We start from the raw sequence: 13,542 nt of genomic DNA, 5'->3' as shown, positions 1-13,542 counted from the left end.
ATGAGACAAATGAATTAGTGCTTTCTTCTCATATAAGCTTTACGAGCTTCTTCAATAAGCAGGACTGGAATAGGACAGAGAATCAAATAGAGCCAATGCCAAATACCAATGGCTGCCGTGTTAAAGAGACCATGTAAAAATGGTAGGTAAGCTAAGAGACAGAATAAGAAAATTTCAAACAACATACCAAAATTAATGACTTTATTTGAAAAGAGTTTCACTTTAAAGATGGAAGCCCTCTCAGTACGCGTGTTCATCACCATTCCCAATTGGCAAAAGATAATAGCACCAAGGGTCATTGTTGTTGCCTGCTGATAAAGTTGACCTGATGACGCCAAATGCCCGCTTAAGCCGCCGCCAATAGCATAAGCAAAGAAGAAAGCTCCCATAGCAAGAGCTGCTTCCAAAAAGCCATACCAAATAAAGGCCTTTATCAACAATCCTTTGTTGAGCAGACGATCTGTTGGACGTCGAGGGGGACGTTCCATGAGCCCATCTTCAGCTTCTTCGACGCCTAAACCAAGTGCAGGAATCATGTCCGTTCCTAGGTCAATTGCTAAAATCTGCATAACGGTTAAAGGTAAGGGAATCCCTCCTTTTGAAAAAAGAAAGGCTGCAGAAGGAACGGCCTCCGAGGTATTACTATTAAAGATATAAGTCAGGAATTTCCGAATGTTGGTATAGACAGCACGTCCCTCTTCAACAGCACGTACAATAGAAGCAAAATTATCATCTGTCAAAATCATATCCGCAGATTCTTTGGCAACATCTGTGCCCGTAATCCCCATTGCCACTCCAATATCAGCTTTTTTCAAGGCTGGGGCATCATTAACACCGTCACCTGTTACTGCAACAACGTGTCCTAAGGCTTGCAGATTAGTAACAACACGATATTTTTGTTCGGGCGCTACACGGGCAAAGACCACTTCATCTGATAAAGCCTGTTTCAAGTCGTCATCTGACATAGCCTTCAATTCTAGACCAGTAACCACACGAGGATTTTCTCCTTGGACAATACCAATCCGCTTAGCAATGCTGACAGCTGTTAAACCATAATCTCCTGTAACCATTACAATACGAATGCTTGCCTTGCGGCATAAATCAACAGCTGCTGCCACTTCTTCACGCGGAGGATCTGCCATAACCACCAAACCTTGGAAAACCATATCCTCTTCAATGACTTCTGGACTATAGTCAGACAAAGCTTTAGGAAGGTCAGCTACTTCTTCTAGATTACGATAGGCAACTGCTAAAACGCGCAAGCCTTGACGCGCATAGTCATCATTAGCAGCCAAAATAGCCTCTCGATCTGCCTGAGTCAAATCTCTCAATTGACCATTCTCATAAACCTTGTTACAAAGCTCAGTGGTCTCTTTTGGAGCCCCCTTGGTAATAGAAATGAAGGATGTCTCATTTATAGGACGTTTAAGTCGATGCACAGTCGTCATTCGTTTGCGGCTAGAATCAAACGGCAATTCTCTCACTCTTTGCGCCCAAGCTTCATTTTCTGTCAAATCAATCCCTGCCTTTTCAGCTACAACATTTAAACAGGCTTCTGTTGGATCTCCTAGAACCGTATAGCGAGGATTATCATCATTAGGTGCTAAGACACGCGCATTGGAACAAAGTGCCGCAGCCCTCAGTAAAAACTCTAAACCATCTTCATCGGTAACCTTTACTTTCTGATTATTTTTTTCCAAATGGCCATCACAAGCATATCCTTGGCCTGTCACTTCATATTCATGTTCCAGAGTCCAAATGTGATTGACTGTCATTTCATTTTGGGTCAAGGTTCCCGTCTTATCAGAACAAATGACTGAGGTCGCACCCAAGGTTTCTACTGAAGATAATTTCTTAACTAAAGCATGCTCCTTAGCCATTCTCTGAACGGCCATAGCAAGGGACAAAGTAACTGTTGGCAAAAGTCCTTCTGGGATAAAAGCAACAATCATTCCCAGAGAAAAGATAAAGGCTTGAGCTAAGGGTTGTTTAACAAAGAAAACAGAAGCCAGCAAGAAAAAGATACCAATAGTTACCGCAATCAAAGAAATTTGCTTGGTTAATAGATCCAATTCCTTTTGCAATGGACTTTTTTCATCTTCCATCGATTGGGTCAAATCAGCAATTTTACCAAATTCAGTTGCCATTGCGATTTTCGTTACCACAACTTTGGCGCTGCCATTTGATACACTAGTTCCGGCAAAAACCATATTTTTAAATGCCAAACTTTCCGTGTCTGAATCAAGAACAGGATAATTATTTTTCCGAACAGGATTGGACTCACCCGTCAAAGCAGACTGATTGACCTGCAAATCAGTAGAAAAGATAATACGACCATCTGCCGAAATGGCATCTCCTTCCTCAATCAGCATGACATCTCCGGGAACCAGTTCTTCTGCTAAAATCTTACTCTCCTTGCCATCACGGATGACTCTGGCATATGAAGGGAGCATTTTTTTCAAGGCTTCAGTAGCCTGACTGGCCCGATACTCTTGGAAAAATGAAAAAAGACCATTAATAACATTAACAAGCCAAATGGCAATCCCCAATTCAATTGTCCCGCTAAAGAAGGCAACTGCACCGCCTGCCCAGAGCAAGAGTGCCATCATACTGGTAAAATTTTTAATAAATTTTAGCCAAACAGGCTCCCCTTTAACTTCATTCAACCGATTGAGACCATATAACTCTTGCCGCCTTTGAACTTGAGAAACATCAAGCCCATTTGAACTGGTTTGTGCAGCTTCGTAAACATCATCAGATACAAGTTTTTCTATTCCCTGCATCGTTTCTTGTTCTGTGCTACTCATAACATATACCTCATTTGACCTCGCATATAAGATCAAGTCTTTCTTGCCTATATTATAAGCTTTTTTATAAAAGTTGTAACACAAAAAGCTAAAAATTTTTCATCCTTTTCATAAAATGGATAACAATGGTTTTATTCTAATTCTTATAAATCTACAGTCTCTCTATAAAAAAACAATTGAATCCTTATTTCAGATTTTTAACTGAAATAGATTCAATCGCTTTTCCTTTTAGATTTAACTGAGATGAGGCTAATATTTAGCTTTTTGTAAATTTCTTTTTACAAACTGTGCCAAATATCCTTATCGTACTGTTGAATTGTTCTGTCTGATGAGAAGAAACCAGCTTTAGCGATGTTTTGAATAACCTTTTTATTCCATACATCTTGATCCTCATAATCAGCTAACATTTCTTCTTTCTTAGCAATGTATTCTTTCAAGTCAATTAGTGTCATGAACCAATCTTTATTGATAAGCTCATGGTAAAGACGTTCTAAACGTTCTTTTTTACCTAAAGCAAGGATATCCTCACTAACGATGAAATCAACGGCTTCTTTAATGACTGCATTATTGGCATAATAATCTTTAGAAACATAAGTTCCCTTGTCATATAAATCAATAATGGTATCTGAATCCTTACCAAAAATGTAGATATTATCTGAACCGACAAGTTCAGCAATTTCCACGTTAGCACCGTCCATCGTACCCAATGTCAAAGCACCATTAAGCATGAATTTCATGTTACCAGTACCAGAAGCTTCTTTTGAAGCCAAAGAAATTTGTTCTGAAATATCAGTAGCAGGGATTAATTTTTCAGCCACCGTAACATTGTAATTTTCAACGAGAAAGACATTGAGATAAGGACTAACAGCCGGATCATTATTGATAAGCTCTGATAAGCAAAGAATCAAATGAATAATGTCTTGGGCAATGGTATAGGCCGGTGCTGCTTTACCACCAAAGATGACAGTAATTTTACGTTTTGGAAGATTGCCCTTTTTGATTTCAAGATACTTATGAATAACATAAAGAGCATTCATTTGCTGACGTTTATATTCATGGAAACGCTTGATTTGCGTATCAATGATAGAATTTTCATCAAGGTCGATTCCTTTATTTTCCTTGAGATAGCGTTTGAGAGCCAATTTGTTGTTAAACTTGATTTTTGCCAGCTGCTCATGAACAGTCTTGTCATCCGCAAAAGCCAATAATTTTTCAAGCTCAGTCGCATCTTCAAGATAACCTTCACCAATTAATTCTTTAATATAGGCTGCCAAGTCTTGATTGGCAAATTCTAACCACCGACGGAAGGTGATTCCATTGGTCTTGTTGTTGAATTTTTCTGGATAGATATCATAAAAAGGTTTCAATTCACTGTTTTTCAAAATATCAGTATGGAGAGCAGCAACTCCATTAACACTGGTTGAAAAATGAATATCCATGTGAGCCATGTGAACCCGATCATCCCTATCAATGATTTGAACAGCATCATCCTTATACTGACTGCGAACGATACGGTCTAGATGTTCAATAATGGTTACCAAATGCGGGACAACTTCATTTAAATATTCCAAAGGCCATTTTTCAAGAGCTTCTGCTAAAATCGTATGGTTGGTATAACCAATCATATTTTTCACAATATCTACAGCTTCATAGAAATCTAAACCATGTTTTTCATTCAAAAGACGGATAAGCTCTGGAATAACCATTGATGGATGGGTATCGTTGATTTGCACATAGGCATAATCAGCTAAATCATGCAGATTTGAACCGCGCTCAAGCGCTTCGTCAATCAAGAGCTGAGCTGCATTTGAAACCATGAAATATTGTTGGTAAATACGCAGCAATTCCCCATTTTTATCAGAATCATCAGGATAAAGGAAAAGAGTCAGATTCTTCTTAATTTCAGTCTTATCAAAAGTAATACCATCCTTAATCAAGCCATAATCAAGTCCATCAATATCAAAGAGATTTAGATAATTCTTGCTATCCTTGTGATAGCCCAAAATATCAATACGGTCTAATTTTGACTTAAGCGTAAAATCGCGGAAAGGCACATCATATGAAATGGTCGTTGGCACTAACCAAGAATTATCTTCAATCCAATAATTGGGTTCAGCTTCCTGCTGATTATCACGAAAGACTTGCTTAAAAAGCCCGCAGTGGTAGTTAAGTCCAACACCTTCGCCATTAATCCCCAGCGTTGCCATTGAGTCAATGAAACAAGAAGCCAAACGGCCCAAACCACCATTACCAAGCGATGGTTCTAATTCTACATCTTCCACTTGACTGATGGATTTACCAGCAGCAGCTAATTCATCCTTAACAATCTTATAAAGACCTAAGTTAATCAAATTATTTGATAATAACTTCCCGATTAAGAACTCAGCAGAGATATAATAAACCTTACGTTTAGACGTATTTTTAGGCATATCTTTGGCAGCCTCTTTAACAAAGTGCAAAAGCTGAACATAAATAGCTTCATTGCTTAATTGTGCTAGATTTTGACCTGTTTTTTCTTGGACATACTTACTGAATTGTTTTGCTTTTTGTGTCATTTTCTTCATTTCCTCTTTGATATAGTTTTGTTAATTTACTTAAAAAGTCTATTTTATCTTGTGTTAAATCTTTTGCTCTCATCCGCCATTGCCAGTTACCTCCGATTGTTGATGGGGTATTCATCCTAGAGCTGGCTGGCTTATTGAGCAAATCCTGCATGGTTAAAATAGCTGTATTGCTGACAGTTGAAAAGAGCAGTCTAAGCATAGCCTGATTGACCGGTTCAATCGGCTTACGATTGGTATAAGCATCCACAAATTCTTCTTGTTCAATACTGAGACTGTCATACCAACCATTAACAACATCATTATCATGCGTCCCAATATAAGCAACACTATTTTGAACATAGTGGTGAGGGATATCAATACTGCGGCCGCTTAAATCATAGAAACCAAACTCTAAAATCTTCATGCCGGGAAAACCAGTTTCCTTTAGAAGCTGTCTGGCTCTATCATCTACATACCCCAAATCCTCTGCAATAATTGGCAAATCTCCCAAAGCATTTTGAACAGCCCTAAAGAGAGCGATACCAGGTCCTGGATGCCAGCTGCCATTTTTTGCAGTTTTGGAATTGCCTTTAATTTCCCAATAATCTGAGAAACCTTTAAAGTGGTCTATCCGTAAGATATCATAAATCTTAAAACTTTCTTGAATACGATAAATCCACCAAGCAAAGCCTGTTTCTCGATGCTTTTTCCAATCATAAATAGGATTTCCCCACAACTGACCCTCATCACTAAATTCATCGGGCGGACAGCCGGCAACCGACAAAGGCTGCAAGTCATCATCCATCTTAAAGAGTTCAGGCATAGTCCAGACTTCAACACTGTCTTTAGCTACATAGATAGGCATATCACCAATAATTTTGATCTTATTTTTATTAGCGTAAGCTTTCAGCGCCAGCCATTGTTCGAAGAAGAAATACTGTGTAACCTTATGGTAGCTAATTTCATCGGCCAACAAATGACGATAACGTACCAAACGCTCCTCATCACGGCGAATAGCCTTTTTATCGCCCCACTCTTGCAAAGACTTATTGCCAAAGTGCTCCTTGATGGCCATAAATTCAGCATAGTCATCAAGCCAGGTTTCATTTTTTTCTTCAAACAGAGCCAATTTTTTCAGATTAGCCTTGTCTGCCAGAAAATTGATAACAGCCTTTTCCAAAATTGGCCGACGTATTTTAAACAATAGAGCATAATCAACAATTTCTTCGTCTTCTCCAAAAGAAACAGAATTATAGTCATCCTCGTCCAATAAGCCAGCTTCTTGTAATTTCTTAAAATCAATAAAATTCACATTACCAGCAACGGCAGAAAAAGATTGGTAAGGAGAATCACCATAACTCGTTGTCGTTAAGGGTAAGAGCTGCCAATATGTTTGACCTGTTTTTTTTAGGAAATCAACAAAATCATAAGCTTCCTGCCCAAAAGTACCAATTCCAAATTTTCCCGGTAGAGAACTGATATGCATCAGGATACCACTTGCGCGTTTTTCCATATAGTCTCCTCGCTTTTTTATTATCATTCTTAGAAAAAGTATAACGCAATCGTTTGCATAAGTCAAGAATTTTTTCAAAAAATAAAAAAAGCTTAGAAATTAAACCTCTAATCTCTAGCTTTTTTAAGATTACGGACACTCTCACGTTTTTTCAAAGTAAAAGGAACGATCACTTTCTGATCTTTTGACTGACGCTTTTGCACTTTTTCCACCAAACAATGCAGACTCGCTCTTCCTAAACGATTAACATTAATATCAAATGTTGTTAAATAAGGATGCAAAATAGTGGCATAACTGGAATTATTAAAAGAAACAATAGACATATCTTCTGGTACAGCTATACCATAATAAGACAAAAATTGAATAATCCGAAGAGAAACAACATCTCCAATGATAAGGAGAGCCGTTATCTTTTCTTTCTGAACAGTTTTAACAAAGGCCTCTAGCGTGCTAGCTTGTTTAGAATCAAAAAGAGCACTGTCATATGATTTTAATCCTAATACTTGCATTCCCTTTTGATAGCCGATAAAACGCTCAATATAAACATCACTTTCTTGATCATTTGTGACAAACAAGATTTGCTTATGTCCTTTTTGATTGAGATAAGTCACAGCAGTCTCAGCCATTAATTGGTTATCATTATCAATATAGGTTGTTTCATCTTTATAATCAACTGGAGCACCGATAATGACAAAAGGAATTTTATTTTTGATCAGGTATTGACGTACAGGATCCTTTCTTTCTGAGTAAAGCACGATAAAACCGTCCACTCGTCTTTGCCGATACATCAGTTGTACCTGATCCTTCAGATCCATCAAAGTATCACTGGTCGCAATTGAAACCGTGAATTTATTACGGCTTGCTTCATTATTAATAGCTGCCAATATTTCCATGAAAAAGGGTTCGCTTAAACGATCTGGACTTGTTAAAGGCGGGAAAACAACACCGACACAATAAGTCAAGCCACTAGCCAGCATTTGAGCAGCTAAATTAGGTACATAACCTAAATCTGTCATGGCCTGTTGAACCCGATCTTTCGTTTTTTGCGAAATGGAGGAACTGTTTTTTAAAACCCGACTGACAGTAGAAGGATTCACACCTGCCTCTTTTGCAACATCCTTAATAGTAACCATATACTTTTCCTTTATTTTAATGAATCTATTTTACAACAGTTCTGCTCTGCTTGCAAGATGGTTAACCTTTTATATTTTTGAAGAATCAAATATTAACCAGATTGAAGAAAAAGTTTTTTTGAGACTTTCCTTAGGGGATACGGACGGTATCAATAAGGAAACTTTCGTTTCCTTATGTCTCAACCTGAAATAGCTTTATGACTATTTCAGCCTTTGAGATTCCATACCTAAACCAAGATACAAAGGGCGTTAAGCGGATAAAGGCAAAATAGGGCGTACGACGCGGAATCATTAAGATTCTAGGAGAGCTCTTCTTTTTGCCACAATCCGCAGCCCATGTTCAGTTAAACCAAGATACAAAGGGCGTTAAGCGGACAAGAGCAAAATAGGAAACTAACCGACGACGCATGCGTCTAGGGTATGTTTATCTTTTTGCAGCCGTCCGTAGCCCGGTGTTCAGTTAGAATTTGATCCCAAGGTCTCAAATCTTCCGAATATCAAAAGCATCACTGTTTCTGCTACTTTTATCACAGCGGAAAGTCTCGTTTGGTGATCGCTTTGCTTACCAATAAAAAGAAATAATCACGAAATCTGCAGAGCTTAAAAATTTTTACGTTGAAAAATAGTACGTTTGTCTACATTTTAAATATTAACTTCACCCAGTTTTCCTCTCTATAAAATAATTTAATATCTTGATGAAATTTTAAAAAAAGCTTGACAATTTTTGCAAACGATTGCATAATATTGTTGTAACAAAAATTACAAAGACATTTCAGGAGGAAATCGCTATGAAAACATGGCAAAAAATCGTCGTTAGCGGTGCAGGCCGTGTGCTTGCAAGCAGCATTCTTGTTGCCTGTGGATCAAAGGATTCAAAATCAAGTGCATCTGATCCCAAAACCATTAAGCTTTGGGTCCCAACAGGAGCTAAGAAATCTTACCAAGGCATTGTTCACAAATTTGAAAAAGATTCTAACTATAAAGTAAAGATGATTGAATCTGAAGATCCAAAAGCTCAGGAAAAGATTAAAAAAGATCCTAGTACTGCTGCAGATGTTTTCTCGCTGCCGCATGATCAGCTGGGTCAGTTAGTTGACTCTGGTGTTATCCAAGAGATTCCTGAAAAATATTCAAAAGAAATCAGTAAAAATGAAACACAGCAGGCTGCAACAGGAGCCATGTACAAAGGTAAGACTTATGCTTTTCCTTTTGGAATCGAGTCTCAAGTGCTTTACTATAATAAATCAAAACTCTCAGCTGATGATATCACATCATATGAGACTATTACCAGCAAGGCAACTTTCGGTGCAAAATTCAAACAAGTTAACGCCTATGCGACTGCACCGCTTTTCTATTCAGTAGGTGATACACTCTTTGGTAAAAATGGCGAAGATCCCAAAGGAACTAACTGGGGAAATGATGCTGGTGTATCAGTTCTGAAATGGATTGCCAGTCAAAAAGATAACGCTGGCTTTGTCAATCTTGATGATAACAATGTCATGTCTAAATTTGGTGATGGTTCTGTAGCTTCTTTTGAATCAGGTCCTTGGGATTATGAAGCCGCACAAAAGGCAGTTGGCAAAAACAACCTCGGTGTTGCGGTTTATCCAAAAATGACTATTAATGGTCAAGAAGTTCAACAGAAAGCTTTCTTAGGTGTTAAACTCTATGCTGTTAATCAGGCTCCTTCTAAAGGAAATACCAAACGTATTGCTGCTAGTTATAAATTAGCTTCTTACTTAACAAGTGCTGAAAGCCAAGAAAATCAATTTAAGACAAAAGGACGCAACATCATCCCATCTAATAAGACCGTCCAAAGCTCTGATACAGTCAAAAATCATGAACTCGCACAGGCTGTTATCCAAATGGGATCTTCTTCAGATTATACTGTTGTTATGCCTAAACTCAACCAAATGTCAACATTCTGGACGGAAAGCGCAGCTATTCTTAGTGATACTTACAATGGTAAAATTAAAGAAAGTGATTACCTTGCTAAATTAAAACAATTTGATAAAGATTTAGCAGCTGCTAAATAAAACATCATAAGTGAGGGGATTAAATCTTCTCACTTATTCTTTTAACTGAATTAATAACAAAGTAAAGGAGATAAATATGATTCAATCATCTTCTCATGATCAGGTATCTGTACTTGAATCCTTTAAAAAGGGCGGAATAGATATCAAATTATCGTTTGTCATCATGGGATTTGCCAATTTGATGAATAAGCAATTCATAAAGGGCTTCCTCTTTCTATTAAGTGAGATAGCTTTTCTAATTGCTTTTGTCACACAGATTATTCCAGCTTTTTCAGGCTTACTCACTCTCGGTACGAAAACACAAGGGATGCAAGAAAAAATTGTGGATGGCGTTAAATTACAGGTGGCAGTTGAAGGCGATAATTCGATGCTGATGCTCATTTTTGGATTGGCCTCACTAATCTTTTGTTTGGTTTTTGCCTACATTTATTGGTGTAATCTTAAAAGTGCCAGAAATCTCTATATGTTAAAAAAAGAGGGACGTCACATTCCATCTTTCAAAGAAGATTTTATGACTTTGGCAAATGGCCGATTCCATATGACATTGATGTTTATTCCGTTGATTGGTGTCCTTCTTTTTACTATTTTGCCACTCGTTTATATGATTTGTCTGGCCTTTACCAATTATGATCACAATCATCTTCCGCCTAAATCCCTTTTTGATTGGGTAGGATTGGCTAACTTTGGTAATGTTTTAAATGGCCGCATGGCTGGAACCTTCTTCCCTGTTCTTTCTTGGACACTTATCTGGGCTGTTTTCGCAACCGTAACGAATTTTCTCTTTGGCGTCATTCTAGCTCTTATCATCAATGCCAAAGGATTAAAATTGAAAAAAATGTGGCGGACTATTTTTGTTATTACTATCGCTGTGCCACAGTTCATTTCACTTTTGCTGATGAGAAATTTCCTTAATGATCAAGGTCCGCTCAATGCTTTCCTAGAAAAAATGGGACTGATTTCCCATTCTCTGCCATTTCTATCAGATCCTACTTGGGCAAAATTTTCAATTATCTTCGTTAATATGTGGGTTGGTATTCCTTTTACCATGTTAGTCGCAACAGGAATTATCATGAATCTTCCAAGTGAGCAAATTGAGGCTGCAGAAATTGACGGCGCCAGTAAGTTCCAAATTTTTAAGTCCATCACTTTCCCGCAGATTCTTTTAATTATGATGCCATCTTTAATCCAGCAATTTATTGGAAATATCAATAATTTCAATGTCATCTACCTTTTAACCGGCGGCGGACCAACTAATTCACAATTCTATCAAGCAGGCAGCACAGACTTATTGGTCACTTGGCTTTATAAACTAACAATGAATGCTGCAGACTATAATTTAGCTTCTGTTATTGGTATCTTTATCTTTGCCATTTCAGCTATCTTCAGTCTTTTAGCTTATACGCATACAGCATCATACAAGGAAGGAGCTGTTAAATAATGAAAAGAAAAAACAACTTCAGATCGGCTCTATCTATGCTTTACTGATTCTCTTATCCTTCATTTGGCTATTTCCGATCATTTGGGTTATCCTGACGAGTTTTCGCGGTGAAGGCACAGCTTATGTTCCTTATATTATTCCAAAAACGTGGACTTTAGATAATTATATCAAATTATTTACCAATTCTTCTTTCCCGTTTGGGCGCTGGTTTTTAAATACCTTGATCGTTTCAACAGCCACTTGTATTCTGTCAACTTCTATCACAGTGGCAATGGCTTATTCGCTTAGCCGTATTAAATTTAAACACCGTAATGGCTTTTTAAAATTAGCTCTTGTTCTGAATATGTTTCCGGGATTTATGAGTATGATTGCAGTTTACTATATTCTAAAAGCACTCAATCTCACCCAAACATTAACTTCTCTTGTTTTGGTCTATTCTTCAGGAGCTGCCTTAACTTTCTATATCGCTAAAGGCTTTTTTGATACGATTCCTTATTCATTGGATGAATCAGCTATGATTGATGGGGCCACACGTAAAGATATTTTCTTAAAAATCACTCTGCCGCTGTCTAAGCCCATCATCGTTTATACGGCCCTGTTAGCATTTATCGGCCCTTGGATTGACTTTATTTTTGCTCAGGTTATTCTTGGAGATGCCACCAGCAAATATACCGTAGCGATTGGACTCTTCTCTATGCTTCAAGCTGATACCATTAATAATTGGTTCATGGCCTTTGCAGCAGGTTCTGTACTGATCGCCATTCCAATTACCATACTTTTCATTTTCATGCAAAAGTATTACGTCGAAGGCATTACTGGCGGATCTGTTAAATAAAAAGAAAGTAAGGAAACGATATTATGACAACTTTAAAACTTGATAACATCTACAAAAGATATCCCAATGCAAAGCATTATTCCGTTGAAGACTTTAATCTTGACATTCATGATAAAGAATTCATTGTCTTTGTCGGTCCTTCAGGATGCGGAAAGTCAACCACTCTTCGCATGATTGCTGGTCTGGAAGATATTACAGAAGGCAACCTTTATATTGATGACAAAATTATGAATGATGCCTCTCCTAAAGATCGCGATATTGCTATGGTTTTTCAAAATTATGCTCTTTATCCTCATATGAGCGTTTATGAAAACATGGCTTTTGGCCTAAAACTTCGTAAATACAAAAAAGACGATATTAATAAACGCGTATACGAAGCTGCCGAAATTCTTGGACTAACAGAATTTCTTGAAAGAAAGCCTGCGGATCTCTCTGGCGGACAGCGGCAGCGGGTTGCTATGGGACGTGCTATTGTCCGAGATGCTAAGGTCTTCTTAATGGACGAACCTTTGTCAAATTTAGATGCCAAACTTCGAGTTGCCATGCGAGCCGAAATCGCTAAAATTCACCGCCGTATTGGGGCAACGACTATCTATGTTACCCATGACCAAACAGAAGCCATGACCTTAGCAGATCGTATTGTTATCATGAGTGCTACTCCAAACCCAGATAAAACCGGCTCTATCGGTCGTATCGAGCAGATTGGAACACCACAGGAACTCTACAATGAACCTGCTAATAAATTTGTTGCTGGCTTCATCGGAAGTCCCGCTATGAACTTCTTTGAAGTGACCGTTGAAAAAGAGCGTTTGGTTAACCAAGATGGTCTAAGCTTTGCGCTTCCTCAAGGACAGGAAAAAATTCTTGAGGAGAAAGGTTATCTTGGCAAAAAAGTCACTTTAGGTATTCGACCAGAAGACATCTCAAGTGATCAAATTGTCCACGAGACTTTTCCAAATGCTAGTGTTACAGCTGACATACTAGTATCAGAACTTTTAGGCAGCGAAAGCATGCTATATGTCAAATTTGGCAGTACTGAATTTACAGCTCGCGTCAATGCCCGTGACTCTCACAGTCCCGGAGAAAAAGTACAATTAACCTTTAATATTGCTAAGGGACACTTCTTTGATTTAGAGACTGAAAAACGAATCAATTAATCAAACAATTATATCTGTCTATTCCAAATGCTGTCTCGTTTTGAGACGGACTAAAAAACAGCCTATCAAGCTGAATATTT

8 protein-coding genes are annotated in these 13,542 nt (G+C 37.9%); 4 read left to right on the top strand and 4 right to left on the bottom strand.

Annotation, left to right across the window (positions count from 1 at the left end):
- Window positions 1-14: 14 nt before the first annotated feature.
- From SRT_RS02935 to SRT_RS02920, 4 genes are all read right to left on the bottom strand, one after another.
- Window positions 15-2,807, bottom strand: a complete 2,793-nt coding sequence (locus SRT_RS02935; RefSeq protein ID WP_128832972.1) for a cation-translocating P-type ATPase — start codon at window positions 2,805-2,807, stop codon at window positions 15-17.
- A 278-nt stretch (window positions 2,808-3,085) separates the two neighbouring features.
- A complete protein-coding gene (gene glgP, locus SRT_RS02930; RefSeq protein ID WP_128832971.1) occupies window positions 3,086-5,362 on the bottom strand; it encodes a glycogen/starch/alpha-glucan family phosphorylase in 2,277 nt (758 codons plus the stop codon).
- On the bottom strand, window positions 5,334-6,863 hold the full coding sequence (malQ, locus tag SRT_RS02925) for a 4-alpha-glucanotransferase (protein WP_230401486.1): 1,530 nt from the start codon (window positions 6,861-6,863) through the stop codon (window positions 5,334-5,336). Before malQ ends, glgP begins: the two co-directional genes overlap by 29 nt.
- A 107-nt stretch (window positions 6,864-6,970) precedes the next feature.
- Window positions 6,971-7,996, bottom strand: coding sequence for a LacI family DNA-binding transcriptional regulator (locus tag SRT_RS02920; RefSeq protein WP_128832969.1), 1,026 nt, complete (start codon window positions 7,994-7,996; stop codon window positions 6,971-6,973).
- Window positions 7,997-8,784: 788 nt separating this feature from the next.
- On the opposite strand from SRT_RS02920, the gene SRT_RS02910 reads away from it, so the two are divergent.
- The 4 genes from SRT_RS02910 to SRT_RS02895 all read left to right on the top strand — a co-directional run bounded on the left by SRT_RS02910 (window position 8,785) and on the right by SRT_RS02895 (window position 13,462).
- A complete protein-coding gene (locus SRT_RS02910; RefSeq protein WP_128832968.1) occupies window positions 8,785-10,032 on the top strand; it encodes an extracellular solute-binding protein in 1,248 nt (415 codons plus the stop codon).
- A gap of 76 nt (window positions 10,033-10,108) precedes the next feature.
- Window positions 10,109-11,470 (top strand): carbohydrate ABC transporter permease, encoded by a 1,362-nt coding sequence (locus SRT_RS02905; RefSeq protein WP_128832967.1) that lies wholly within the window; start codon window positions 10,109-10,111, stop codon window positions 11,468-11,470.
- A 22-nt stretch (window positions 11,471-11,492) separates the two neighbouring features.
- A complete protein-coding gene (locus SRT_RS02900; RefSeq protein ID WP_373276259.1) occupies window positions 11,493-12,305 on the top strand; it encodes a sugar ABC transporter permease in 813 nt (270 codons plus the stop codon).
- Window positions 12,306-12,328: 23 nt separating this feature from the next.
- A complete protein-coding gene (locus SRT_RS02895; protein ID WP_128832965.1) occupies window positions 12,329-13,462 on the top strand; it encodes an ABC transporter ATP-binding protein in 1,134 nt (377 codons plus the stop codon).
- Window positions 13,463-13,542 lie beyond the last annotated feature (80 nt).

The sequence above is a fragment of the Streptococcus troglodytae genome (assembly GCF_002355215.1).
In the GTDB taxonomy this organism is placed as follows: domain Bacteria; phylum Bacillota; class Bacilli; order Lactobacillales; family Streptococcaceae; genus Streptococcus; species Streptococcus troglodytae.
The sequence above is the reverse complement of the archived record's forward strand: the minus strand, read 5'-3'. Positions and strand labels throughout refer to the sequence as shown.